This is a genomic window from Pseudomonas sp. Ps21-P2, assembly GCF_039672565.1.
Taxonomy (GTDB): domain Bacteria; phylum Pseudomonadota; class Gammaproteobacteria; order Pseudomonadales; family Pseudomonadaceae; genus Aquipseudomonas.
In genome coordinates this window covers 90,355-116,909 of the sequence record NZ_JBDFPL010000004.1, presented here as the reverse complement: position 1 = coordinate 116,909, position 26,555 = coordinate 90,355, and the positions used below count along the sequence as shown (strand labels likewise).

Here is a 26,555-nt window from a genome sequence, read left to right as displayed (position 1 = left end):
CGGCCTCTTCCCGGCTGAAGCCGGTCCTACTGAGACAGACCGCAGCCGGTCCCACTGAATGGTGTTGCTCAGTTGATCTTCAACCGCAAACGCAATCCGCGCAGGCCGTAGCTGACCCATGGCCAGAGCAATGCGCTGACCAACGCCGGCAGCACAAGCGCCAGGGTCGGTTGACGGTTACCGGTCAGGGCGCTGAGCCATAGCTGTACCAGCTGCGCGAGACCGAAAATCACCAGAATCACCAGGCACTGCTGCCACATAGGGAACATGCGCAGGCGCTGCTGCAACGACAGCACCAGAAAGGTAATCAGCGTGAGGATCAATGCGTTCTGCCCCAGTAACGTGCCGTACAGCACATCCTCGGCCAGCCCCAGCATCCACGCCGTGACCATGCCGATCTTGTGCGGCAACGCCAATGCCCAGAAGGCCAGCAGCAGCGCCAGCCACAAAGGGCGAAATATTTCCATGAACTGCGGCAGCGGCGAAACGCTGAGCAGCAGGCCGATGGCGAAGGTCAGCCAGACCACCCAGCCGTTTCGTGCGGGAGCGTGACGCGCCATTATTCTTCCCTCTCGCGTGGAGCGGCCGGGGTAGCAGCAGGTGTCGCCGGTCGGGTAGCGGCAGGCTTTGCCGCAGGTTTGGCGGCCGGCTTGCTGGTCGCGGGCTTGACAGGCGTTGTCGCCGCCGGTGCGGTAGTCGCCGGAGCAGGCGAGCTGTTGGCGTTGGCAGGCGTCGACGAAGAACTGTGCCCGGCCGGTTTCGGCACGGTGGCCGGAACCACCGCTTTGTTCGGCGTGGCGGCAGGCGCGGCACCCGGCACAGTAGCCGATGGCACTGCCGACGGATCAGCCGCCTGACGATCAAGGGATTCCTGCTGCTGGGCGGCGTCGGCAGCGCGCTCTTCAGGGGAACGGCCGTCGGAGAACACCAGCAACAGATAACGGCTGCGGTTCAGCGCGGCCGTCGGCACCGCCCGCACGATGGCAAAGGGCTGGCCGGAGTCGTGAATCACTTCCTTGACCGTCGCCACCGGGTAACCCGCCGGGAAACGCTGACCCAGGCCGGAACTCACCAGCAGATCGCCTTCCTTGATGTCAGCGGTGTCGGCCACATGGCGCAGCTCAAGGCGTTCCGGATTGCCGGTGCCACTGGCAATCGCGCGCAGGCCATTGCGGTTCACCTGCACCGGAATGCTGTGGGTGGTGTCGGTCAGCAGCAGCACGCGGGACGTGTACGGCATCAACTCGACCACCTGCCCCATCAGTCCGCGTGCGTCGAGCACCGGTTGACCGAGCACCACGCCATCGCGCTCACCCTTGTTGATGATGATGCGATGGGTGAACGGGTTGGGGTCCATGCCGATCAGCTCGGCGACTTCGACTTTCTCGTTGACCAGCGCCGACGAATTCAACAACTCGCGCAAGCGCACGTTCTGCTCGGTCAGGGCGGCCAGCTTTTGCAGGCGGCCTTGCAGCAGCAGGTTCTCGGTCTTGAGTTTTTCGTTTTCGGCGGCGAGTTCGGTGCGGCTGCCAAACTGGCTGGCGACGCCCTGATACAAACGCTCGGGCAGATCGGCAATCCAGTAAGACTGCATCAGCACCAAAGACATCTGACTGCGGACAGGCTTGAGCAAGGTGAAACGCGCGTCCACGACCATGATGGCCACAGACAGCACGACCAGCACCAGTAGACGGACGCCCAGGGACGGGCCCTTGGAGAAAAGCGGTTTAATGGGCCGCTCCTTCCAGAGATGCGTGCAGAGGTGCTTGAGTGTGGCTGTGCTTATTCATGCGACATGAAACCGGCCTGATGCGGGTTGATGGAAATGCAGGGCGTCAGACTTGCAACATCGCTGCGCGACGTCAACAGGCCGGACACGAACAGGCAGCACGGTGAGGTGCTGCCCGTTAAGCGCAACATGCTGCGTTCCGGCGACTTATTCGCTGGAGAGCAGGTCCATGGTGTGCTTGTCCATCATTTCCAGCGCACGACCACCGCCACGCGCGACGCAGGTCAGCGGGTCTTCGGCAACGATTACCGGCAGACCGGTTTCCTGGGCCAGCAGCTTGTCGAGGTCACGCAGCAACGCGCCACCACCGGTCAGCACCAGACCGCGCTCGGCGATGTCCGAAGCCAGCTCTGGCGGAGATTGCTCCAGCGCACTTTTCACGGCCTGAACGATGGTTGCGAGGGATTCCTGCAACGCCTCCAGCACTTCGTTGGAGTTCAGGGTGAAGGCACGTGGGACGCCTTCGGCCAGGTTGCGGCCGCGTACGTCGACTTCACGCACTTCGCCGCCCGGGTAGGCCGTGCCAATTTCCTGCTTGATGCGCTCGGCAGTGGATTCGCCGATCAGGCTGCCGTAGTTGCGACGCACGTAAGTGATGATCGCTTCGTCGAAACGGTCGCCACCGACACGGACGGATTCGGCATACACGACGCCGTTCAGGGAGATCAGCGCGATCTCAGTGGTACCGCCACCGATGTCGACGACCATCGAACCGCGGGCTTCTTCGACCGGCAGGCCGGCACCGATGGCCGCAGCCATCGGCTCTTCGATCAGGAATACTTCACGTGCACCGGCGCCCAGCGCGGATTCACGGATCGCACGACGCTCGACCTGGGTCGATTTGCATGGAACGCAGATCAGTACGCGAGGGCTTGGCTGCAGGAAGCTGTTCTCGTGAACCTTGTTGATGAAGTACTGAAGCATTTTTTCGCAGACGCTGAAGTCGGCGATGACGCCGTCTTTCATCGGGCGAATGGCGGCGATGTTGCCCGGGGTACGGCCCAGCATCCGCTTGGCTTCCATCCCGACAGCAACAACGCTCTTCTGATTTCCGTGGGTCCGAATGGCCACAACTGATGGCTCATTCAGCACAATGCCGCGCTCACGCACGTAAATAAGGGTGTTGGCAGTGCCCAGGTCGATGGAAAGATCGCTGGAAAACATGCCACGCAGTTTCTTGAACATGGGGAAAGGACCCTAGGCAACGCGTGGGTAAAAAAGTGCGGCAAACTCTAACAACGACAGGGATTTTGGGCAAGGAGCCAATATGTTAAATTGGCGGTTTTTCCGAGCACTACCCTGGTAGATCGCGGCCTTATGACCGTTTAAAGGGCGTAGTGTTCCGCAATCTGACGTACGGCCTGGCCCGTACGCATTCCACTGGAGAACCCCATGGCGCTTGATCGCTCCGACGTGGAAAAAATCGCTCATCTGGCCCGACTGGGCCTCAATGACGCCGATATCCCGCGTACTACTGAAGCACTGAACAGCATTCTCGGGCTGATTGACCAGATGCAGGCGGTCGATACCACCGGCATCGAGCCCCTCGCGCATCCCCTTGAAGCCTCGCAACGCCTGCGTGTAGACGCCGTGACCGAGGTCAATCATCGCGACGCCTATCAAGCCATCGCACCAGCGGTCCAAGACGGCCTTTATCTGGTTCCGAAAGTCCTCGACTAAGGGAATGTGCCTGCAATGCATCAAATGACTCTGGCAGAGATCGCTCGCGGACTCGCCGATAAAAAGTTTTCCTCCGAAGAACTGACCCGCACTCTGCTGGCGCGCATCGCCCAGCTGGATCCGCAGCTCAATAGCTTCATTACTGTCACCGAAGACCTGGCGATCACCCAGGCCCAGGCCGCCGACGCCCGTCGCGCGGCAGGGGAAACCGGCGCGCTGCTGGGCGCTCCCCTGGCGCACAAGGACCTCTTCTGCACCAAGGGCATTCGCACCAGCTGCGCGTCGAAGATGCTCGACAACTTCAAGGCGCCCTACGACGCCACCGTGGTTGCCAAGCTCGCCGCCGCCGGCACCGTGACCCTGGGCAAGACCAACATGGACGAATTCGCCATGGGGTCGGCCAACGAATCCAGCCATTACGGCGCGGTGAAAAACCCGTGGAACCTGGAGCACGTCCCGGGCGGCTCGTCCGGCGGTTCAGCTGCGGCGGTTGCCGCGCGTCTGCTGCCCGGCGCCACCGGCACCGACACCGGCGGTTCCATTCGCCAGCCTGCCGCACTGACCAACCTGACCGGCCTTAAGCCGACTTACGGTCGCGTGTCGCGCTGGGGCATGATCGCCTACGCTTCCAGCCTCGATCAGGCCGGCCCGATGGCGCGCACCGCTGAAGACTGCGCGTTGCTGTTGCAAGGCATGGCGGGTTTCGACGTCAATGACTCCACCAGCATCGACGAGCCCGTGCCGGATTACAGCGCCAGCCTGAATGCCTCGCTGCAAGGCCTGCGCATTGGCGTGCCGAAGGAATACTTCAGCGCAGGTCTCGACCCGCGCATCGCCGATCTGGTCATGGCCAGCGTCGAGGAGCTGAAAAAGCTCGGCGCCGTGGTCAAGGAAATCAGCCTGCCGAACCTGCAACACGCGATTCCGGCTTACTACGTGATCGCGCCGGCCGAGGCCTCTTCCAACCTGTCGCGTTTCGACGGCGTGCGCTTCGGCTATCGCTGCGAAGACCCGAAAGACCTCACCGATCTGTACAAGCGCTCCCGTGGCGAAGGCTTCGGCCCTGAAGTGCAGCGCCGGATCATGGTCGGCGCCTACGCGCTGTCGGCCGGTTACTACGACGCTTACTACTTGCAGGCGCAGAAGATCCGCCGCCTGATCAAGAACGACTTCATGAACGCATTCGCTGAAGTCGACGTGATCCTCGGCCCGACCACGCCGAACCCGGCCTGGAAAATCGGCGCCAAGAATGCCGACCCGATCGCCGAGTACCTGGAAGACTTCTACACCATTACCGCCAACCTCGCGGGCCTGCCGGGCCTGTCGATGCCTGCCGGTTTCGCCGACGGCCTGCCGGTGGGCGTGCAACTGCTGGCGCCGTATTTCCAGGAAGGCCGCTTGCTGAACGTTGCCCATCAATATCAGCAAGTCACCGATTGGCACACCCGCTCGCCGGCTGGCTTCTAAGGAGAAAACACATGCAATGGGAAGTCGTCATCGGGCTGGAGATTCACACCCAGCTCACCACCCAATCGAAGATTTTCTCCGGTAGCGCCACCACGTTCGGCTCCGAGCCCAACACTCAGGCCAGCCTCGTCGACCTGGGCATGCCCGGCACGTTGCCGGTGCTGAACCAGGAAGCCGTGCAAATGGCGGTCAAGTTTGGCCTGGCCATCGACGCCGAGATCGGCCAACACAACGTGTTCGCCCGCAAGAACTACTTCTACCCGGACCTGCCGAAGGGTTATCAGATCAGCCAGATGGAATTGCCGATCGTAGGCAAAGGCCACCTGGACATCACCCTGGAAGACGGCACCATCAAGCGCATCGGCGTGACCCGCGCCCACCTTGAAGAAGACGCCGGCAAGAGCCTGCACGAAGACTACAGCGGCATGACCGGCATCGACCTGAACCGCGCCGGTACGCCGTTGCTGGAGATCGTTTCGGAGCCGGACATGCGCTCGGCCAAAGAAGCCGTCGCCTACGTCAAGGCGATGCACGCGCTGGTTCGCTACCTGGGCATCTGCGACGGCAACATGGCCGAAGGCTCGCTGCGTTGCGACTGCAACGTGTCGATCCGCCCGAAAGGCCAGGTTGAGTACGGGACCCGATGCGAGATCAAGAACGTCAACTCGTTCCGCTTTATCGAGAAGGCGATCAACAGCGAGATCCAGCGCCAGATCGACCTGATCGAAGACGGCGGCAAGGTCATTCAGCAGACTCGCCTGTACGACCCGAACACCAATGAAACCCGCGCCATGCGCAGTAAAGAGGAAGCCAACGACTACCGTTACTTCCCCGATCCTGACCTGTTGCCGGTGATCATCGAAGACGCGTTCCTGGAGCAGACCCGTGCCACCCTGCCGGAACTGCCGCCGCAAAAACGCGAGCGCTTCCAGTCGCAGTTCGGCTTGTCGCTGTATGACGCCAGCGTCTTGGCGTCCAGCCGCGAACAGGCGGACTTCTTCGAGAAGGTGGTGAGCATTTCCGGTGACGCGAAGCTCGCGGCCAACTGGGTGATGGTTGAGTTGGGTTCGTTGCTGAACAAGCAAGGCGTCGAGATCGACGAGTCGCCGGTCAGCGCTGAACAGTTGGGCGGCATGCTGCTGCGCATCAAGGACAACACCATTTCCGGCAAGATCGCGAAGATGGTGTTTGAGGCCATGGCTAATGGTGAAGGCAGCGCCGACGAGATCATCGAGCAGCGCGGCCTGAAGCAGGTCACCGACAGCGGCGCCATCGAATCGATGCTGGACGACGTCCTGGCTGCCAACGCCGAGCAGGTCGAGCAATACCGTGCGGCGGATGAAGCCAAACGCGGCAAAATGTTCGGCTTCTTCGTCGGGCAAGCGATGAAGGCATCGAAAGGCAAGGCCAACCCGGGCCAGGTCAACGAGCTGCTGAAGCGCAAGCTCGAAGGCTGAGTGCATTCACCCCAGTGATCGTTCCTGCGCCGGGCGCGGGAACGATCATCGCTTTCTGTAGGGACTCTGCCCCATGCAGCGAATCCTCGGCGCCTGCGCCCTGCTCTCTCTGCTGGCCGGCTGCGCCAGTGACGGCATCATCGACCCGCACGGTTACGACGCCACCGGCGGCGCCTCTTATTACGGCTCGCAACATCACGGTCAGCGCACCGCCAGCGGTGAACGCTTCGACGCCAATTCCCTGACCGCCGCGCACCGGCAATTGCCGTTCGGCACGCGCGTGCAAGTCACCAATCTGGACAACGACCGCAAGGTCATCGTCCGTATCAACGACCGCGGCCCGCACACCCGGGGGCGGCTGATCGATGTGTCACGTGCAGCCGCCGCGCAATTGGGTATGCTGCGCAGCGGAACCGCCCAAGTGCGGGTACAAGCCCTCGACGACTGACTGGTGCCCTGAATTCTCGCCCTAACGAATCTGCCCTTGCCCACACTGATCGAGCTAGTCAGCGGCCTGCTGCTGATGATCATCGGTGCGCAACTGTCGGTGCGCGCTGCCGTGGCCCTTGCCGCCCTGCTCAAAACCCGCCCGCTGTTCCTCGGCCTGACCGTCGTCGCGCTGGGCAGCAGCGCCCCGCAACTGGCGGTCGGGCTGCAAGCGGCATTCACCGACAGCACCGACATTGCGGTCGGCAGCGTCATCGGCAGCAATATTTTCAACATATTGGTCACGCTGGGGCTGTCCGCCCTGATCATCCCGCTGCGCGTGGCCCGGCAACTGGTGCGCGTTGATCTGCCGCTGATGATCGCTGCCACTGCCCTGGTCGCGGCACTGGCGTGGAATGGCGAGCTGAGCGCGCTGGATGGCGTCGTGCTGTTGCTGGGCATGGCGGCGTATCTGTTCGTTGTGGTCCGTCAGTTCGCCCACGGCGCGCGGCATGTGCCGAGAACAGACCTTGAGCCGCGCCGGCGCATCTGGCCGTTGCTGGGTCGTCTGGCACTCATGGCCTGCGGCCTGGCGCTGCTGACGTTTGGCAGTCATCTGCTGGTCGGCGCGGCGGTCTCGGTGGCGCTGGATCTAGGACTGTCGGAGCGGGTGATCGGCCTGACCGTGATCGCCGTCGCAACCTCGCTGCCCGCGCTGATGACCTCGCTGGTCGCCGCATTGCGCGGCGAGCGGGATATCGCAGTGGGCAATATCATTGGCAGCAACCTGTTCAACCTGCTGGGCGTGCTCGGCATCACGGCGCTAATCTCCACCGGGCCGTTGTCGATCTCGCCCAATGCGCTGGATTTCGATTTGCCGGTGATGCTGGGCGTCGCGGCGCTGTGCGTGCCGCTGTTCTATTCGGGGTACCGAATCACCCGGCTGGAGGGGCTATTGATGCTTGGGCTTTACGCGGTGTACGGGCTGCACATCGTTTCGTTTACCACGGGCATGCCACTGGCCGAGCGGCTGGAACGACTGATGATCCATTACGCGCTGCCGGTGATTGCGCTGTGCATTGTGGTGGGGACGGTGCGGGCGTGGCGGCGTCAGCATTGATTGGCGACAGCCCGAATCAAGACTAAATCCACCCGCCCCACTGCAGAATGAAAATCCCGACGTTGGTCGTCACCGCCGCCGCCAGGGTGGTCATGACGATGATTGAGGCGGCCAGTTCATGGTTGCCGTTGGCCGCGCGGACCATGACGAAACTGGCGGACGCCGTCGGGGCACCGAAGTACAGAAACAGAATCCCCAGTTCCGCATGTCGGAAGCCCAGCAGCCACGCACCGAGCGTGCAGATCAGCGGCAGCCAGACCATCTTCATCAGGCTCGCGCTGATCGCCAGCGTGCCGCTCTCTCGCAACGACTTCAAAGACAGCGTGCCGCCGATGCACATCAGCGCCAGTGGCAGGGTCATCTGCGCCAGATAGCTGCCGGAGGTGTCGAGCCATTTGGGGAGCGGGATCTGGAAGTAGGCGAACGGCGCCGCGACGACAATGCTGATGATCAGCGGATTGGCCATGACGCTCTTGGTGATGCTCCACGGGTCGGACTTGATCACCGGGCTGTAGACCGCCAGCACGACGGTGGACAGGGTGTTGTAGAAGAGAATGACCAGCGCGGCGAGGATCGCACCGAGGGAAATGCCGTAATCGCCGTACATGCTCGCGGCCAGGGCAAGGCCGATGACGCCGTTGTTGCCGCGAAACGCCCCTTGGGTGTAAGTGCCACGCTCGGCGAACGGCACGCGGTAGATCGCCCATCCCCACGACAACGCGAAACCCGCCAGGGTGGCGACGATGAAGTAGATCAACACGCCCGGCTGAAACGCCGCGTGCAGGTCAGCGTGAATGATCCCAAGAAACAGCAGCGCCGGCATGGTGCAGTTGAACACCAGCGACGAAGCGGTGTGGATGAAGCTGTCGTTGATCCAGCCCACGCGCTTGAGCAACACGCCGAGGAACAGCATCGCGAACACCGGCGCGGTGATGTTCAGGGTTTCCAGAAAGATTGCCAGCATGCACGCCAAACCCTGAGCCGTCGTTAGGTGGCTAATGATAGGCCAGCGGCGCGGGAAGTGTTACGGCAATTACGCAGTGGTCGTACAACCCAAGGGCTGCGTCAGGCGATGGGCGCAGGCTGCAGCTTCTTCTCGAACACTGAAACCCCGTCCAGATCCCGCAGCGTTACGGTCATCTCCCCTCTCTGACCGTCGATGTTCACCTCACCAAAAAACTGGAAGCCGGCGAAGGGTGAAGTGTTCTGCGCCGGGGGAGCTTTCTGGAACACCAGTTCAGGGCCGAAGGTTTTGTCCAACGTATTGGGCCCGAAGCTGCCGGCATTCAGCGGGCCGGCAACAAACTCCCAGAACGGATCAAAATCCTGAAACACCGCCTGATCCGGATGGTAGTGGTGAGCCGCGCAGTAATGCACATCGGCGGTCAGCCAGACGGTGTCGCGCACCTTCTGCTGCCGCAGGAAGCCCAGCAATTCGGCGACTTCCAGCTCGCGGCCTTTCGGCGCGCCGTTGTCGGTGTTGGCGATCGCTTCCCAGCGCATCACGCCAGGGCTGATCTCGCCGTCGGGCACACCGAGGCCGATGGGCATGTCGGCGGCGATGACTTTCCACTGAGCGCCGGAAGCTTGAAGTTCGCGTTTGAGCCAGTCCAGTTGCTGGCGGCCGAGGAATGCGGTGGTCGGCCCCGGTTTGTCGGCGAGATTGGCGTCGTTGCCGTCGCGGTAGCTGCGCATGTCGAGCACGAACACGTCGAGCATCGGACCGTAAGCGATTTTGCGATAGGCCCGCCCGCCGTTGTCGGCGCTCTGTAGGCGCATAGGGGAGTATTCGAGGAACGCCTGACGCCCGCGCGCCGCCAACAGTTGGACGTCTTTGACCTTGTAGCGATCGTCGAGCTGTTTGCTCGGCGACCAGTTGTTAGTCACTTCGTGGTCGTCCCACTGCCAGATCTGCGGGACCTCGGCGTTGAAGCGCCGCAGGTTTTCGTCCATCAGGTTGTAGCGGTAGGCGCCGCGGTATTCGTCGAGGGTTTCCGCGACCTTGCTTTTTTCTTCGGTGGTGATGTTGCGCCAGACGCGCCCGCCTTCGGTGACCACTTCAGCGGGCACCGGGCCGTCGGCGTAGATGGTGTCGCCGCTGTGGATGAAGAAGTCCGGCAAGCGCAGGCGCATGGCTTCGTAGATGCGCATGCCACCGATTTCGGGGTTGATGCCGAAGCCCTGGCCGACGGTGTCGCCGCTCCAGACGAAACGGATGTTGCGGCGATTGACCGGCACGCTGCGCAAGTGACCGAACCAGGGTTCGCTGGCGACGCCGGTTTGCGCGTCTTCGAAGAACACGCGATAGAAGATGGCTTGATCGGCCGGCAGGCCGGTCAGCTCGACGCGCGCGGTGAAGTCGGTGCGCTGGTCGGCGAGCAGCGAGACCGTGCGGCGCGGGTTGCTGAACATGCTGCGGGTGTCCCATTCGACCACCATGCGCGCCGGCCGGTCGCTGCGACTCCAGACCACCGCGCGATCGCCGAGCACGTCGCCGGACTGCACGCCGTCGGTCATCTTCGGACGGTCCTTGACCGAAGCGATGACCGCCGGCGCAAGCCCCGGCAACAACAAGCCGGCGCCAGCGGCCTGGATGATACGGCGGCGAGTCAGGTCGAACCGGGACATGTTTATCCTCCTCAAGCGAATGCCAAAAGAAGGACGCTAGCAGCGGATTGTTTGCGGGAGATGACAGGGCAGCGAACAAGCCAAGTGTTGTCTGTGTCTGGCACAAGATCCAGTGCCGAGCCCGGTCCCTGTAGGAGTGAGCTTGCTCGCGATGAGGCCGAACATCCGACACATCTCCGCGGCCGGACCGCGCACTTGTAGGACTGGCTTTAGCCGGGAAGGCGTCAGCATTCACACCAAACATCTGATGGCGAACACACCGGCCTCTTCCCGGCTAAAGCCGATCCCACTGACCGCATGCACTTTGTGGACTGGCTTTAGCCGGGAAGGCGTCGGTATTCACACCGCAATTTTGATGGTGTGCCGACGGGCCTATTCCCGGCTGAAGCCGGCCCTACAAAAGCATCGTGTGCATCCAACAGGACCGGCTGGAACCACAATTTGTAGAACCGGCTTTAGCCGGGAAGTGACCGGTGCGGTAGCGGTCAGGCGCCGGCGGGCACCGCGTCCAGCTCCGCCGTTTCCGGTCGTTTCAGCAGCGCGTACAGCACGCCCGTCACGACACTGCCTGCCACGATCGCCAGCAGATACAGCAGCGCATGGTTGATCGCATTCGGGATCAGCAGTACGAACAATCCACCGTGGGGCGCCATCAGTTTGCAGCCGAAGAACATCGACAGCGCACCGGTCAGCGCGCCTCCCACAATGCTCGCCGGAATCACCCGCAGCGGGTCTTTCGCCGCAAACGGAATCGCGCCTTCGGAGATAAAGCACAGCCCCAACACAAAGGCGGCCTTCCCCGCCTCACGCTCGCTCTGGGCAAACTTGCGCCGGGCAATCAATGCCGCGATGCCCATACCAATCGGCGGCACCATGCCGGCCGCCATCGTGGCCGCCATTGGCGCGCCACTGCTCGAGGCCAGCAAGCCAACGGAAAACGCATACGACGCCTTGTTGATCGGCCCACCCAGATCCACACACATCATCGCGCCCAGCAGCACGCCGAGCAGCACGGCGTTGGCCGTGCCCATGGTGTCGAGGAAGTGGGTCAGCCCTTCAAGCATGCCGGCAACCGGCTTGCCTACCACGTAGATCATCACCAGCCCGGTGAACAGGCTCGCCAACAGCGGAATGATCAGAATCGGCTTCAGCGCTTCGACACTCGCCGGCAGTTTCGCGTAGCGATTCACCGCCCAGGCGCTGTAGCCCGCAAGAAACCCGGCGATGATCCCGCCAATGAAGCCAGCGCCCAAGGTGCTCGCCAGCAGCCCACCGATCATCCCCGGCGCAAGGCCCGGACGGTCGGCAATGGAGTAAGCGATGTAACCGGCCAGCAATGGCACCATCAACTGGAACGCCGCGCCCGCGCCAATCTGCTTCAAGGCTGCCGCCAGCGTGCCCGGCTCTTCCGCCGCGTGAATGCCAAACACGAATGACAGCGCAATCAGCAGACCGCCCGCCACCACCATCGGCAGCATGAACGACACACCGGTCAGCAGGTGCTTGTAAACGCCTGTCTTTTCTTTTTTCGACGACGCCTTCGACGCCGAAGCCGTGGATTCGACTTCCGCCTCCGCCAACGCTTTTTTCAGCGTCGCTTCGGCTTGCTTGAGGGCGACACCGGTGCCGCAACGATAAATGCGCTTGCCAGCGAAACGCTCGGTGGCGACTTCAATATCACACGCCAGCAGCACCACATCGGCGTCAGCAATAGCCTGGGCGCTAAGCGGATTACGCGCACCGACCGAGCCCTGGGTTTCCACCTGCAGGTCATAACCGAGTTTTTTCGCCGCCTGCTGAATCGCCTCGGCCGCCATAAAGGTGTGGGCGACGCCGGTCGGGCACGCCGTTACCGCCACCAGACGCGGCTGCGCGCTGGACGTAGCAGACGGGGCGGAAGTCGCGGTGTGCTCGGTCGCCAGCGCCGCTGCTGAACGCAGAAAGCCATCGGCGTCCTGCAACGCTTGCGCGGGCGTGGCCTGATACAGGCGCTTGCCGGAGAAACGCGCCAGGTCCAGCGCGCCGGTGTTGACCACCAGCACCCAGTCGGCCGCTTCGATGTCGCCCGGCGACAGTTGCTTCTCCGGATGGCGGGGATCGTGGATCTCGACGCTGGTGCTCCAACCCTGGCGCTGGGCCGCCGCATCCAGCAGACGGGCACTGAGGACGCTGCTGATTTTGCCGTTCGGACAGGCCGTAACGATGGCTAACTTCATCACACTTCCTCTCTTGTTATGCCGTCAGGACGCGGACGTTGACGCCGCTTTCCAGACGTTTCAATTGCGCCGGATCATTGATGCCGAAGCCGATCTGAGTGACGGCCATGGCCGCAATGGCCGTGGCGGTGCGCAGGGTTTGCTCGGGTTTATGCCCGCAGAGCAAACCGTGAACCATCCCGGCCAGCAGCGAATCACCCGCGCCGACGGTGCTGGCGACCGTGACTTTGGGCGGCAGCGCCTGCAGCGCCACGTCGGCACTGAACCAGTGAACGCCTTCCGAGCCCTGGGAAATCACCACGTGCTCGATGCCGCGCTGGCGCAGGTCCGCCGCCGCTTGCGCTTGAGCGTCAATGGAAATGATCGGCGCATCGAGGGCGTCGGCCAATTCTTCGGTGTTGGGTTTGATCATCCACGGCGACGCTTCGAGCCCGGCGCGCAAGGCTTCACCACTCGTGTCCAGCGCCACTTTCAGGCCCATCGCGTTGAGGCGCAGCAACAGCGTTTTCAGCCACTGCGCGCTCACGCCACGGGGCAGACTGCCGGCCACGACCACCGCATCAAAACCCGACGCGATCTGCTCAACCCGAGCGGCCAGCGCCTGTTGCGCCTGGGCGCTGACTTCGGGGCCTGGGCCGTTGAGGTCGGTAATTCGCCCGCTGCTTTCGGCCAATTTGATGTTGCTGCGCGTCTCACCCGGCACCCGCACGAACTCATCGACGAAGCCGCGCTTGGCGAACAGGGTTTCAAACGGCTGCTGGTTATCCACGCCGAGGAAGCCGGCAACGGTCAGCTCGTGGCCCAAGTCAGCCAGCACCTGAGCGACGTTGATGCCCTTACCCGCCGCGTGGCTGAGCATGGCGTCGCTGCGGTTGACCTGGCCGATCTGCAAGGGGCCCAACTGCACGGTCAGGTCCAGCGCCGGGTTCATGGTCAATGTCAGTATTTTCGCCATTACAGCCCCTCCACCAAGGCTCGCACGTCTGCCGCGCTGCCAACGGCCAGGGCCGCCTGCGCAAGTTTTCGGGCTTCGATCAGATTCAATTCACGGACGCAGGCTTTGACTTCGCCGATGCTCCGCGCCGAGACGCTCAATTCATCCACACCCAGGCCGACCAGCACCGGCACGGCCAGCGGGTCGGCGGCCAGTTCGCCGCAGACGCCCACCCACTTGCCATGGGCATGCGCCGCACGCACGGTGATGTCGATCAGTTGCAACACCGCCGGGTGCAGGCCATCGGCCTGGGCGGACAGGGTCGGGTGACCGCGGTCGATCGCCATCGTGTACTGGGTCAGGTCGTTGGTGCCGACGCTGAAGAAGTCCACTTCCTTGGCCAGCACCGGCGCCAGCAGCGCCGCCGACGGTACTTCGATCATGATGCCCAGTTGCAGGTCGGCCACCGGGATCTCCAGACGCAGGCGCTCGGTCATGTCCCGGGCCTGACGCCATTCTTCAACGGTGCCCACCATCGGGAACATGATGCGCAGCGGGCGATTGTCCGACGCACGCAGCAACGCGCGCAGCTGGCTTTCCATGATGTCCGGGCGCTGCAAGGTCAGGCGAATGCCGCGCACGCCGAGAAACGGGTTTTCTTCTTTATCGATCGGCCAATACGGCAGCGGCTTGTCGCCGCCGACGTCCAGGGTGCGAACCACCAGCGGGCGACCGTCGAGGTCTTTGAGCACGCGACGGTATTCGGCTTCCTGGGTCGCTTCATCGGGCGCAGAGCTGTGGGCCATGAAAAGCAATTCGGTGCGCAGCAGGCCAATCCCTTCGGCGCCCTGCTCCACCGCGGCCGGCGTACCGGCGCTGTCACCGATGTTGGCGAACACCTCAACGGCGTGGCCGTCCTGGGTGATCGCAGGCTCCATGCGCAGCGCAGCCGCAGCCTTGAGGCGTTGCTCGCGGGTGTCGCGGTCCTGCAAGGCGCGCTGCAGGGTTGCTTCGCCTGGCGCGACGTCGAGACGCCCGCGCTGGCCGTCGATCAACAACTGCGTGCCGGATTTGATCAGCAACACGGCATCGCCGGCACCGACCAGCGCCGGGATTCCCAACGCCCGGGCAACGATGGCGCTGTGGGCCGTGGCGCCGCCGCGCGCGGTGAGAATCCCGGCGACGCGCGCAGGGTCCAGACGTGCGACGTCGGACGGCCCGACTTCGTCCATCACCAGAATGTACGGTTCTTCAGGCTCAACCAGATCCTCGACGCCGCAGATCTGCGCCAGCACGCGGCGACCGACATCCCGCAAGTCAGCGGCACGTTCGGCCAGCAGCGCGTCTTTGAGCTGTTCCTGCTGACGGGCGGCGGCCTCGATCACGTTCATCCACGCCGCTGCCGCGCTCTCGCCTTGCTTCAAGCGCTGGGCCACTTCGTCGACCAGTTCGGGGTCGGCAAGCATTTCCTGGTGGGTGACGAAAATCTCGCGAATGGCTTTCGCCGTGCTGCGCTCGATCAACTGCTCGATGTCGATGCGCACCTGCGCCAGCGCACTGTGCAGGCGTTCGTGTTCGACGCTTTGCGACTCGCCCTGCATCGGGTAATCGATCACCGGCAGAACCTGCACGTGGGCCGGGCCGAAAGCGATGCCGGGCGCCGCAGGAACGGCCTGAATCTGAGCGCCAGCAACGGGCGCGCTGAGGGTTTTCTCAACGATCGCCGGAGCTGGCGCGGATTCGCTGTGGGTCGGCAACGGCTCGATTTCTTCGCCCAGGCCTTCGAGCACCGCAGCGATCAACGCAGGCAAGGCATCGGCGGCAATGGTCGGCTCGGCAATGAACTCAAGGGACTGACCGCGCTGCACGCCGAGGCTCAGCAGCTTGCTCAGGCTCTTGGCGGACACAGGATTCTCGGTGCCGTCGACAATGCGCACGCGGATGTCGCCGTCGAAGCCTTTGGCCAACTGCGCGAGGATTTTCGCCGGCCGCGCGTGCAGGCCGTGGGCATTGGCCAGGGTTACGCGCTCGCTCGGCCAGTCTGGCGGCACTTCGCCGCCCAATGCCTGAAGCACGGCGCGGCTGCTGGTGGCCTTGCCCAGTTCGTGGCCGCGGCCTTCGATCAGCAACGAGCACAGGCGTTCAAGCAACGCCTGGTGTGATTCGCCCAGACTGGCGAGGCAGAACAGGCCGGTCAGCGACTGGCCCAGATGACGCATGGGTTTGTCCGGAGTGACGAAGGCCAGTCCGGGCTTGTTGACCATCTGCTCGCTGTGCAGCCACCACAGGCCTTCGCCCAACGGCAGCGGCTCGACCTGCTGCAGGACCGCCGCGAAGCCGTTGTTCACGCACTCGGCCTTGCGCAGCAGACGCGCGCCGCGCCAGACCAGTTCTTCGAAATCATCGACCATGACGCCCAGGCTGATCATCTGCGCATCGAGGGCCAGTTCTTGTGGCGCGCCCTGCAGCAGTTTGAGCAGCGACTCGGGGTCCTTCGCCTGACGCAGCGCTTCGCCCAAGTCGTTCTCACCGAGGGCGCGGGTCAGCAGTTGGAGCAAGCGCAAATGCTCATCGGACTTGGCGGCGATGCCGATGGCCAGATAAACCATCTGCCCGTCGCCCCAGTCCACGCCTTCGGGGAATTGCATCAGGCGCACGCCGGTGGCAAACACCTGGTCGCGGGTCTGTGGCGTGCCGTGGGGAATGGCGATGCCCTGCCCCAGAAAGGTCGAGCCCTGTTGCTCGCGCGCCTGCAAGCCTGCAAGGTAGCCGGCAGCCACCAGGCCATCGGCGACGAGCAAGTCAGCCAGCAGTTGCAACGCGGCGGGCTTGTCCACCGCCGACTGGTCCATGGAAATTTGCTCTATGGTCAGCTCGAGCATTGCGTTCTCCTGTGCTGCGCGGGGTCGCGCCAGATTCTTGTTGTAGGACCGGTCGTAGACACCGATGACTTACGGTTTGCGAGTATTGAATGCGGCATTCAGAGGTGCGATTGGGCAAAAAGTGCCATAAACAGGCCTGCTGAATCGTTTAATCTGAAGTGTCGCGCACGTTACTTGATAATCCCGGCGGTTTGAAGCTCATCCGGTCGAATCGTGTAGGAAACATCCCGAGCGGGCTACATGCTTCCTACAAGACGACGGTCTGCTGTCATGATGGCTGTTAATCGGTGAAAATCCCTGCCACGGTAGTTCAGCTCTCACTTCTGCTTCCCATCACGAAAGGATGCCCGGCTTGAAACTCAGTGATATTGCGCGTCTGGCCGGTGTTTCTGTGACCACGGCCAGCTACGTGATCAACGGAAAGGCCGAACAGCAACGCATCAGCAGTGCGACGGTCGAGCGTGTGCGCGCGGTGGTCGACGCCCACGGTTTCCGGCCTAACCCGCAAGCGGCCGGGCTGCGCAGCCGGCATACCCGGACCCTCGGCTTCATCCTGCCCGACCTGGAAAACCCCAGTTACGCGCGCATCGCCAAGCAACTGGAACAGGGCGCCCGCGCGCGCGGCTACCAGCTGCTGATCGCCAGTTCTGACGACGATCCCATCAGCGAGTTGCAGTTGTTGCAGCTGTTTCGCGCGCGACGCTGCGATGCGCTGTTCGTCGCCAGTTGCCTGCCGGCCAGCGATGACAGCTACCGGGCGCTGCAGCAGCAAGGGACGCCGGTCATCGCCATCGACCGGGAGATGGACCCCGCGTACTTCTGCTCGGTGGTCAGCGACGACCACGATGCCAGCCAGCAGCTGACCCGCAGCCTGCTGGAGATCAAACCCCGGCACATCGCCCTGATCGGCGCGCAGCCCGAACTGAGCGTCAGTAAGGCGCGCGCCAGCGGCTTTGAAGACGCGCTGGAGGGTTTCGAAGGCTCGGTGATCATCGAACACGGCGACGCGTTCAGCCGTGATTGCGGCCTGCGACTGGCCAGCGACATGTTTGATCGCCTGGGGTATTTCCCCGACGCGCTGATCACCACGTCCTACGTCCTGCTGCAAGGGGTGTTCGACCTGCTGCACCAGCGCCGCCTGAATCCGGACCAACTTCACCTGGGCACGTTCGGTGACACGCAGTTGCTGGATTTCCTGCCGTTGCCAGTCAATGCCATGGCTCAGCAGCACCCTTTGATCGCCGAGAAAGCCCTCGCGCTGGCGTTGTCGGCCATTGAGCAGGATCAGTACGAACCGGGCGTGCATGCCATCGTGCGGACATTCAAACAGCGGATTCACGAGGCGTAAGCAACGTGCGACTGATCGACACCCACACGCACCTGGATTTCGACGATTTCGACGCCGACCGCGACGACGTCCTCGCCAACAGCCGGCAGCTTGGGGTGGAGCGCATCGTGGTGTTGGGCGTCTATCAGCGCAATCTGCAGCGAGTGTGGGATCTGGCGCTCAGCGAACCTTCGGTGTACGCCGCGCTGGGCTTGCACCCGGTGTTCCTGGAAGAGCATCAGCCCGAGCATGTGCAGCAATTGCGCGACTGGCTGACCCGTCTGGCCGGGCATCCCAAGCTGTGCGCCGTGGGCGAGATCGGTCTGGATTACTACATCGAATCCCTGGACCGCCCGCCACAACAGACCTTGCTCGACCAGCAGTTGCAGCTGGCCGCCGACTTCAACCTCCCTCCCCTGCTCCACGTGCGCCGCAGCCATGCCGACACCATCGCAGCGCTCAAGCGTTTCAAACTCAAGCGCCGCGGCATCGTTCACGCTTTCGCCGGCAGCCGCGAGGAAGCCCGCGAATACATCAAGCTGGGTTACAAGCTGGGGCTGGGCGGTGCAGCGACCTGGCCGCAGGCCTTGCGCATGCACCGGGTGATCGCCGAGTTGCCGCTCGAAAGCATTGTGCTGGAAACCGATTCCCCGGACATGGCGCCTGCGATGTTTCCGGGCATGCGCAACAGCCCCGAGCACCTTCCCGATATATGCGCGGCCATCGCCGAACTGATGAAAATCCCTGCGAACAAACTGGCCGCAGCGAGCACCGCCAACGCGTGTGAAGTGTTCGGCTGGGACTGAAACCTGTCGCCGATTTCATGTTGCGATAAGAAATTTCAAAGACTTAGCGTGGTCCCTTGGGTATCTCTCTTGGTTAACTAAGGAAACCCGTTAATGAAATTCTCGAAGTTCGCGCAGGCCTTGTCGCAGTGGTCCGGCAGCCCACGAACCTTCCTCGTGGCGATTGCGCTGATCTGTGTGTGGGCCGTGACCGGGCCATTCTTCCACTACAACGACACTTGGCAGCTGATCATCAACACGTCCACCACCATCATTACCTTCCTGATGGTTTTTCTGATTCAGAACACCCAGAACCGCGACACCGATGAGATGCATATCAAGATCGACGAACTGCTGCGCGTGACGAAAGAGGCGCAGAACGCCGTGCTGAGTCTGGATAATCTTGATCAGAAGGAATTGCACGCGCTGCGCAAGAAATACAAGGCGATGGGCGAAGGCGTGGAGTTTGATCACACCGAGGCGTTTCCGGAACCGGAGCCTGAGGCGGGTGAAGAGAAAGCGGGGTTGGTGACTAGCCGCTGATGCCTTTGACTCTTCAGCGGCAGAAGTGACGTACTCGCGAGCAAGCTCGCTCCCACAGGGCGCTGAGTACGACGCAGAAACCTGTGGCGACACGACCACTCCCACATGAACCATGCACCAGCCGGACTACTAAACCCGGCTGGTAGAGGGCTGAATTCCGGCTTATGTGATCGGCGCCGGGTTGAACAGGGTGATGTCGTTGTGCAGACGATACTTCTCGGTCCAGGTCGTCTTCTTTCCGCTGGCGACGTCGAGGTAGAAGTGAAAAAGCTCCCATCCCAGGTCCTCGATGCTGGCGCGCCCGGTTGCAATGCGCCCGGCATCAACATCGATCAGATCGGGCCAGCGCTGTGCCAGCTCGGTGCGGGTCGACACTTTCACCACCGGTGACATCGCCAGACCATACGGCGTGCCGCGCCCGGTAGTGAACACGTGCAGGTTCATCCCTGCTGCCAGCTGCAGCGTCCCGCAAACAAAATCGCTTGCCGGCGTCGCGCAGAAGATCAGGCCTTTACGCGTCACCCGTTCGCCAGGGCCGAGCACCCCGTTGATCGCGCTGCTGCCGGACTTGACGATCGACCCGAGGGACTTCTCGACGATGTTCGACAGCCCGCCCTTCTTGTTCCCCGGCGTGGTGTTGGCGCTGCGGTCCGCTTCGCCCTTGGCCAGATAACGGTCGTACCAGTCCATTTCGCGAACCAGGCCCTCAGCGACTTCCATGTTTTCCGCGCGGGAGGTCAGCAGGTAGATCGCGTCACGCACTTCGGTCACTTCCGAAAACATCACGGTAGCGCCCGCGCGCAGCAGCAGGTCCGAGGCATAACCCAGTGCCGGGTTGGCGGTGATGCCGGAAAACGCATCACTGCCGCCGCACTGCATGCCCAGAATCAATTCCGACGCCGGCACGGTTTCGCGGCGACGCTGGTCGAGCTTCTTCAAGCGCGTCTCGGCCAATTCCATGATCTGCTCGATCATTTCGTTGAAGCCGTGCTTGGAATCCTGCAGGCGATACAGCCAAGGCTCGCTCAGATCGACCGAGGCGTCGTCGCTGTGCATGACCTGATCGGCCTGCAATTTTTCGCAGCCCAGGCTGATCACCAGCGCCTCGCCCCCCAGGTTCGGGTTGCGAGCCAGATTGCGCACGGTGCGAATCGGGATGTACGCGTCCTTGGCGGTGATGGCGACGCCGCAGCCGTAGCTGTGGGTCAGCGCCACCACGTCATCGACGTTCGGGTACTTGGGCAGCAGTTCTTCGCGGATGCGCTTGACGGCGAAATCCAGAACCCCCGTCACGCACTGAACGGTCGTGGTAATCCCCAGGATATTGCGCGTGCCGACCGTGCCGTCGGCGTTGCGATAACCCTCGAAGGTGAAGCCTTCCAGCGGTTCGCCCCTGACCGGCACCGCGTCAGACATCGGCAGACTGTCCAGCGCCGGCGCCGACGGCATGCGCAGCTGATCTTCCTTGACCCAACTGCCCTTCGGGATCGGCTGCAGCGCATAGCCGATGGTGTGGCCGTAACGAATGATCGGCTCCCCTTCGGCGATGTCCACGGTGTTCACCTTGTGGCTCTGCGGCACATTGTCGACGGTCACCAGACCGTTATCGAATTCAGTCCCCGCCGGAACGCCCTGGTCATTGACCACGACGACGACGTTATCAAGCGCATGCAAGCGAATGTAACGCGGCGAGTCGGCATGTTGGATCAAGTTCATCACGGTTTTTCCTCAGAGTTTCGCTTGAGAAAGCTCGGCTTCACTGGCCGGCAAGGCACCCTTCGTTGGGGTTTCCTTGAGTTCTACGCGTTTGATTTCACCGACGATGAAGATGTAGCTGATCACCGCCACCAGCGCGTTGGCGCCGACGAACACCAGGGCCCATTTAAACGAACCGGTGGTGCTGATGATGTAGCCGATGACGATCGGCGTGGTGATGGAAGCGATGTTACCGAACATGTTGAACAGACCGCCGCTCAAACCGGCGATTTGTTTCGGCGATGCGTCGGACATGACCGCCCAGCCCAATGCGCCCACGCCCTTGCCGAAGAAGGCCAGGGCCATGAAGCCCACGACGACCCATTCGATGTCGACGTAGTTGCACGTGACGATGGACGTCGACAGCAGCAAACCACCAATGATCGGCGCCTTGCGTGCGAAGGTCAGCGAGTGGCCTTTGCGCAGCAGGTAATCGGAGATGATCCCGCCGAGTACGCCGCCGATAAACCCGCAGATGGCCGGCAGTGAAGCGATGAAGCCCGCTTTCAGGATGGTCATGCCGCGTTCTTGAACCAGGTACACCGGGAACCAGGTCAGGAAGAAGTAGGTGATGCCGTTGATGCAGTATTGAGCCAGGTAAATGCCGAGCATCATGCGGTTGGTCAACAACTGGCGTACGTAGTCCCATTTCGGACCGCTGGCCGAGCCTTTGCCCTTGTCCTGATCCATATCGACCATGCCGCCGTTGTTGGCGATGTGATCGAACTCTTCCTTGTTGATGTTCGGGTGGTTGCGCGGGCTGTGGATAACTTTCAGCCAGATCAGCGAGAACAGGATGCCGATGCTGCCCATCACGACGAACACGTGCTGCCAGCCGAAGGTGTAGACGATCCAGCCCATGATCGGAGCAAACAGAACGGTAGCGAAGTATTGCGCCGAGTTGAAGATCGCCGAGGCCGTGCCGCGTTCGGACGTCGGGAACCAAGCCGCCACGATACGGGCGTTGCCGGGGAACGAGGGTGCTTCGGCGAGGCCGACCATGAAGCGCAGGGCGAACAGCAGGAAGATGGCGGTGGAGAGACCGAATTCACCGACATAGCCTTGCAGCACGGTGAACAACGACCAGGTGAAGATGCTCATTGCGTAGACTTTCTTGGAACCGTAGCGGTCCAGAAGCCAGCCACCGGGGATCTGGCCGGCGACGTAGGCCCAACCAAATGCGGAGAAGATAAAACCGAGGGTGACGGCGTCGATGCCGAGGCTTTTCTGCAGGCTGGAGCCCGCGATGGCGATGGTTGCACGGTCGGCGTAGTTGATCGTGGTCACCAAAAACAGCATGAGCAAGATCAAATAGCGGACGTGGGTCGGCTTGGTTTTCAGCATGTTCGAAACTCCCACTAATTATTTTTTTGTGCGGGTAAACGATCTTATGTGTGTGCTGCTCGCCCCTGCCCCTAAAACAGATGCGATGTGAAGCTGTCCTGCCAGGTATCCGTTAGCGAAGCCCCGAGGGCAAAAAACCGCTGATCGCTCAGCGGTTTTGCGGCAACTGGGCAGTTACTGCTTGCCCTGCTTGTCCATCAGAGCAGCCAGCATGTCGACTTCGTCCGACGTCAGATCAGTCAGCGGCGCGCGGACCGGACCTGCGTCGTAACCGGCAAGCTTGGCGCCTGCCTTGACGATGCTCACTGCGTAGCCGTGTTTGCGGTTACGGATGTCGAGGTACGGCAGGAAGAAATCGTCGATCAGCTTGCCGACGGTCTGGTGATCGTCTTTGGCGATGGCGTGGTAGAAGTCCATCGCCATTTTCGGCAGGAAGTTGAAGACCGCCGACGAGTAGACCGGCACGCCCAGCGCCTTGTAGGCGGCGGCGTAGACTTCAGCGGTAGGTAGGCCGCCCAGGTACGAGAAGCGGTCACCCAGACGACGGCGGATCGAAACCATCAGTTCGATATCGCCCAGGCCGTCTTTGTAGCCGATCAGGTTCGGGCAGCGCTCGGCCAGTTGTTCCAGCAAAGCTGGCGTCAGGCGGCAGACGTTACGGTTGTAGACGACAACGCCGATCTTGACCGATTTGCAGACCGCTTCAACGTGGAGGGCAACGCCGTCCTGGCTGGCTTCGGTCAGGTAGTGAGGCAACAGCAGCAGGCCTTTGGCACCCAGACGCTCGGCTTCTTGAGCCATCTGAATCGCCTGGCGAGTAGGACCACCGACGCCAGCCAGAATCGGCACGCTGGTTTCGCAGGTGTCGACGGCAGTCTTGATGATCTCGGAGTATTCGTCGCCGGTCAGGGAGAAGAACTCACCTGTGCCGCCAGCGGCGAACAGCGCGGAGGCGCCGTATGGAGCGAGCCATTCCAGACGCTTGATGTAGCCAGCGCGATGGAAGTCGCCCTGGGCATTGAAATCGGTAACGGGGAAGGAAAGCAGACCGTGAGAGAGGATGGACTTCAGTTCTTGTGGATTCATTATTCGAACACCCTGGGGAGCTATTTTTGTGGATGAAGCACCAGTCCTGCGCTGATGTCGTAAGTCATCGTACAACTGGGAGGGGGATCACTCAATAGCGTTTTGAAATATTTATGACGGGTGAGGATGAGTGGTGGATTTGAGGGAGGGCGAGATTTGGCGGAGGTGGCGACAGTCAGGTGGTGGTATTGCGTAGTCGCAGATTGCACGACCCTGTGGGAGCGAGCTTGCTCGCGAAGAGGCCCTTATATCCGGTACATCTGCAGCGCCTGAAATGCCGTCTTCGTGAGCAAGCTCACTCCCACACTGACAGTGTTTGCCACAACAATTGCATCTGCCTCCGGACCGGGGCGATGGGGCAAAGGGGGCAAAGGGGCAATCCCAAGGCTATTAACCAATCCCCGCAACCGCTTCAATCAAAGGGCAGCGCAGCTACGCCATGCCCTTTCAAACAATCCACCTCAAGCCCGCTGCGATTCAGCCTCTTCATGGGCATGGCGCAGTCGTTCGCGGCTGTTGGTCAGGTGCAGGCGCATGGCAGCGCGGGCGGCGTCGGAGTCCTGGCGCGCGATGGCGTCGTAGATTTCCTCATGCTCGCGGCTCAGGCGGCTCATGTAATGCTGGTTGTCGTCATGAGCGAGGCGCGCGGAGTTCAGCCGGGTACGGGGAATGATGCTCGTACCCAAGTGATTCATGATGTCAGTGAAGTAGCGGTTGCCGGTCGACAGGGCGATTGCCATGTGGAACTGGAAATCGGCGCCGACAGCGTCGCTGGCATGGGCCGCGCTTTCGTTGAGAGCGTCGAGGGCGGCGCGCATGTCCGCCAGTTGTTCGGCGGATCGGCGTTGAGCAGCCAGACCGGCCGATTCGACCTCAAGACTGATGCGCAGCTCGAGAATCGCCAGGACGTCACGCAGGGTGACGATGGTCGCCGGGTCGATACGGAATCCGCTTGGGCTTGGCGTGTCGAGGACGAAAGTGCCGATGCCGTGCCGGGTCTCCACCAGCCCGGAGGCCTGCAAGCGCGAGATGGCTTCGCGTACGACGGTACGGCTGACACCCTGCTCTTCCATGATGGCGGACTCGGTGGGCAACTTATCGCCGCGCTTGAGTCCGCCGGTGCGGATGCGCTCGGAGAGTTCGGTGACCAATTCCTGCGCGAGACTGCGGTGCTTTCTGCGGGCGCGAGGCGGAGCGCTCTGATTTTCCATATCCAACATGCATCTCTAAATACGCTGAACGCTGATGATAGCTCACCGGGTTGTCTGATCACACAACAACCCCGGCGAGGCGCCTGGTTACGACACTTTATCGCTTCAGCACTCTACGCTCAAAGTGCCGTTTCAGTTAGCGGCTGCTCGTGCAACTGGCCACCGTCAATGCGCACGTGACGACGATGGAAGCGCTTGAGGCTGCTGCGGTGGCCGATGCTGAGCAAGGTCACGCCCGGCAATTCGTCCAGCAGCGCCTGATACAACGCGGCTTCATCCTCTTCATCCATCGCTGATGTGGCTTCATCCAAGTACAACCAGTCCGGCGCGAACAGCAGGGCGCGGGCGAACGCCACCCGTTGTTGCTCGCCCGGCGAGAGCATGCGCTGCCAGTGCTCGGTCTCATCAAGTCGAGAGATCAGATGCCCGAGGCGGCAGGTTTCCAGCACCTGAGCAAAGCGCTCGGCCGGATAGACCTCGGGCGCCTGTGGATAACTCAACGCCTCCCGCAGCGTGCCGATCGGCAGATACGGTTTTTGCGGCAGGAAAAACGCGCGTTTGGCCGGTAATTTCACCGCACCATGGCCCTCTTTCCACAACCCGCCCATCGCCCGCAGCAGCGTACTTTTGCCACTGCCGGAGCGGCCGCTGAGCATGACCTTCTCACCGGCTGCAATGCTGATGTTTGCGTTGTTCAGGAGCTGGCGACCGCCTGCGAGGGATAGCGCCAGGCCTTCAAGCTGCAAGGCGTTGCTTTCATGACTGACCTGGATGGCCGGCACGCGCGCTTCGTTTTCGTCCATGGCCTGACGGAAGCTGAGCAGACGATCACAGGTGGCGCGCCACGACGCCAGTTGGGTGTACGCGTCGATGAACCAGCTGAAGTTCTCCTGCACATTGCCGAACGCCGAGTTGATCTGCATCAGCTCGCCCAGTTCGATCTTGCCGGCGAAGTAACGCGGCGCGGCCACGACAAAGGCAAAGACGATGGCGATCTGTGAGTAACCAGCGGTGAAGAACGTCAGGCGCTTCTGCACCTTCATGATCGTCCAGAAGTTGCTCCAGACCATGCCGAAACGCGCGCTCAGGCGCTGATTCTCGTTGGCCTCGCCATCGGACAGGGCGATGCTTTCGGCGTTCTCGCGAACGCGCACCAGCGAGAAACGCATGTCGGCTTCGTAGCGCTGTTGCTGGTTGCTCAGCACGATCAGGCGTTTGCCGATCAAGTGAGTCAGCAAGCTGCCCACCGCGGCATAAATAAGTGCGGCCCAGAACATGTAGCCCGGAATCGTGATGCCGAGCAGCTCGATGCTGCCGGACACACCCCACAGGATCACCGAGAACGACACCAGACTGACCACGGTGCGCAGCAGGCCGAGGCTCAGGCTGAGGGTGTCAGACGTGAAGTTGTTGAGGTCTTCGGACAGACGCTGGTCAGGGTTATCGGTGTAACCGCCCTGCTCCAGCCGATAGTAATTCTTGTGCGCGAGCCATTTGGCGAAATGCTGTTCGGTCAGCCAACGACGCCAGCGGATAGTCAGCATCTGGGTCAGATAGAGGCGATACACCGCGCCGAGAATGGCAATGGCGGCAATGCCGCAGAAGTAGAGGATGAGATGGGTGAAGGCCCCCAGGTCCTTATTCTGCAGCGCGTTGTAGAAGTCGCGGTACCAGCTGTTGACCAACACCGAAATGAACACGCTGAACAGCGACAGCACGATCACTGCGATCAACAGCACCCAGGCCATGCCTTTTTCTTCGCTGCGCCAGTAAGGCGTCACCAGCTTCCAGACCCGGGAAAAGAAATTCCCGTTCACAGCGTCATTGACCCTGGATTCATCAACATCAAAATTCATGGCAAAAAGCTCGGCAGCGGGCAGTTATAGGCGTTGGCGCCAATGTGCC

Annotated in this window: 22 protein-coding genes; 8 read left to right on the top strand and 14 right to left on the bottom strand. The window is 62.1% G+C overall.

The features are described 5' to 3' along the window. Positions 1–68 precede the first annotated feature (68 nt). From mreD to mreB, 4 genes are read right to left on the bottom strand one after another with little or no spacing between them, the layout of a single operon-like run. Positions 69–560, bottom strand: a complete 492-nt coding sequence (gene mreD, locus ABEH28_RS11510; RefSeq protein WP_065990112.1) for a rod shape-determining protein MreD — start codon at positions 558–560, stop codon at positions 69–71. After that, the gene (gene mreC, locus ABEH28_RS11505; protein WP_346630225.1) at positions 560–1,732 is read right to left on the bottom strand and encodes a rod shape-determining protein MreC; all 1,173 of its coding nucleotides are present in this window, start codon (positions 1,730–1,732) and stop codon (positions 560–562) included. The genes mreD and mreC overlap by 1 nt, the downstream gene beginning before the upstream one ends. 50 nt (positions 1,733–1,782) lie before the next feature. Continuing rightward, positions 1,783–1,920, bottom strand: coding sequence for a hypothetical protein (locus ABEH28_RS11500; RefSeq protein WP_346629983.1), 138 nt, complete (start codon positions 1,918–1,920; stop codon positions 1,783–1,785). A 16-nt stretch (positions 1,921–1,936) separates the two neighbouring features. After that, positions 1,937–2,974, bottom strand: a complete 1,038-nt coding sequence (gene mreB / locus ABEH28_RS11495) for a rod shape-determining protein MreB (protein ID WP_020292894.1) — start codon at positions 2,972–2,974, stop codon at positions 1,937–1,939. 207 nt (positions 2,975–3,181) lie between these two features. Between mreB and gatC the strand changes: the two genes are divergently transcribed. From gatC to ABEH28_RS11470, 5 genes are all read left to right on the top strand, one after another. Then, positions 3,182–3,469 (top strand): Asp-tRNA(Asn)/Glu-tRNA(Gln) amidotransferase subunit GatC, encoded by a 288-nt coding sequence (gatC, locus tag ABEH28_RS11490; RefSeq protein WP_122534975.1) that lies wholly within the window; start codon positions 3,182–3,184, stop codon positions 3,467–3,469. Positions 3,470–3,484: 15 nt separating this feature from the next. After that, on the top strand, positions 3,485–4,936 hold the full coding sequence (gene gatA / locus ABEH28_RS11485; protein ID WP_192170697.1) for an Asp-tRNA(Asn)/Glu-tRNA(Gln) amidotransferase subunit GatA: 1,452 nt from the start codon (positions 3,485–3,487) through the stop codon (positions 4,934–4,936). 11 nt (positions 4,937–4,947) lie between these two features. After that, positions 4,948–6,393 (top strand): Asp-tRNA(Asn)/Glu-tRNA(Gln) amidotransferase subunit GatB, encoded by a 1,446-nt coding sequence (gatB, locus tag ABEH28_RS11480; RefSeq protein ID WP_192170696.1) that lies wholly within the window; start codon positions 4,948–4,950, stop codon positions 6,391–6,393. A gap of 73 nt (positions 6,394–6,466) precedes the next feature. Beyond that, a complete protein-coding gene (locus ABEH28_RS11475; protein ID WP_192170695.1) occupies positions 6,467–6,841 on the top strand; it encodes a septal ring lytic transglycosylase RlpA family protein in 375 nt (124 codons plus the stop codon). Between the two features lie 45 nt (positions 6,842–6,886). Further along, positions 6,887–7,939: a calcium/sodium antiporter gene (locus tag ABEH28_RS11470; protein WP_192171043.1), complete on the top strand. Its 1,053-nt coding sequence runs from the start codon at positions 6,887–6,889 to the stop codon at positions 7,937–7,939. A gap of 22 nt (positions 7,940–7,961) precedes the next feature. Here the strand turns inward: ABEH28_RS11470 and ABEH28_RS11465 are convergent, their stop codons facing one another. The 5 genes from ABEH28_RS11465 to ptsP form a co-directional block, all read right to left on the bottom strand. Continuing rightward, positions 7,962–8,903, bottom strand: coding sequence for an AEC family transporter (locus ABEH28_RS11465; protein ID WP_133776254.1), 942 nt, complete (start codon positions 8,901–8,903; stop codon positions 7,962–7,964). 101 nt (positions 8,904–9,004) lie between these two features. Next, entirely contained in the window at positions 9,005–10,567 is a 1,563-nt protein-coding gene (locus ABEH28_RS11460; protein WP_346629982.1) for an alkaline phosphatase D family protein, read from the bottom strand. Positions 10,568–11,052: 485 nt separating this feature from the next. Then, complete coding sequence (locus ABEH28_RS11455) at positions 11,053–12,783, bottom strand: PTS fructose-like transporter subunit IIB (RefSeq protein WP_192170693.1); 1,731 nt, start codon at positions 12,781–12,783, stop codon at positions 11,053–11,055. Positions 12,784–12,799: 16 nt separating this feature from the next. Continuing rightward, positions 12,800–13,738, bottom strand: coding sequence for a 1-phosphofructokinase (pfkB, locus tag ABEH28_RS11450; RefSeq protein ID WP_192170692.1), 939 nt, complete (start codon positions 13,736–13,738; stop codon positions 12,800–12,802). Next, the gene (ptsP, locus tag ABEH28_RS11445; RefSeq protein WP_192170691.1) at positions 13,738–16,599 is read right to left on the bottom strand and encodes a phosphoenolpyruvate--protein phosphotransferase; all 2,862 of its coding nucleotides are present in this window, start codon (positions 16,597–16,599) and stop codon (positions 13,738–13,740) included. The genes pfkB and ptsP overlap by 1 nt, the downstream gene beginning before the upstream one ends. A gap of 352 nt (positions 16,600–16,951) precedes the next feature. Between ptsP and cra the strand changes: the two genes are divergently transcribed. The 3 genes from cra to ABEH28_RS11430 all read left to right on the top strand — a co-directional run bounded on the left by cra (position 16,952) and on the right by ABEH28_RS11430 (position 19,254). Beyond that, positions 16,952–17,947 carry a catabolite repressor/activator gene (gene cra, locus ABEH28_RS11440; protein ID WP_192170690.1) on the top strand — a complete coding sequence of 332 codons (996 nt, stop codon included), beginning with the start codon at positions 16,952–16,954 and terminating at the stop codon, positions 17,945–17,947. Between the two features lie 5 nt (positions 17,948–17,952). Then, a complete protein-coding gene (locus ABEH28_RS11435) occupies positions 17,953–18,732 on the top strand; it encodes a TatD family hydrolase (protein ID WP_192170689.1) in 780 nt (259 codons plus the stop codon). Between the two features lie 93 nt (positions 18,733–18,825). Next, on the top strand, positions 18,826–19,254 hold the full coding sequence (locus ABEH28_RS11430) for a low affinity iron permease family protein (protein WP_346629981.1): 429 nt from the start codon (positions 18,826–18,828) through the stop codon (positions 19,252–19,254). Between the two features lie 162 nt (positions 19,255–19,416). Here the strand turns inward: ABEH28_RS11430 and garD are convergent, their stop codons facing one another. From garD to ABEH28_RS11405, 5 genes are all read right to left on the bottom strand, one after another. Then, positions 19,417–20,970, bottom strand: a complete 1,554-nt coding sequence (gene garD / locus ABEH28_RS11425) for a galactarate dehydratase (protein ID WP_192170687.1) — start codon at positions 20,968–20,970, stop codon at positions 19,417–19,419. A 12-nt stretch (positions 20,971–20,982) separates the two neighbouring features. Then, positions 20,983–22,353, bottom strand: coding sequence for an MFS transporter (locus tag ABEH28_RS11420; RefSeq protein ID WP_192170686.1), 1,371 nt, complete (start codon positions 22,351–22,353; stop codon positions 20,983–20,985). 174 nt (positions 22,354–22,527) lie between these two features. Further along, positions 22,528–23,439: a 5-dehydro-4-deoxyglucarate dehydratase gene (gene kdgD, locus ABEH28_RS11415; RefSeq protein WP_346625627.1), complete on the bottom strand. Its 912-nt coding sequence runs from the start codon at positions 23,437–23,439 to the stop codon at positions 22,528–22,530. A gap of 461 nt (positions 23,440–23,900) precedes the next feature. After that, positions 23,901–24,650 (bottom strand): FadR/GntR family transcriptional regulator, encoded by a 750-nt coding sequence (locus ABEH28_RS11410; RefSeq protein WP_133776307.1) that lies wholly within the window; start codon positions 24,648–24,650, stop codon positions 23,901–23,903. Positions 24,651–24,769: 119 nt separating this feature from the next. Next, positions 24,770–26,506, bottom strand: a complete 1,737-nt coding sequence (locus ABEH28_RS11405) for an ABC transporter ATP-binding protein/permease (protein ID WP_346629980.1) — start codon at positions 26,504–26,506, stop codon at positions 24,770–24,772. Positions 26,507–26,555 lie beyond the last annotated feature (49 nt).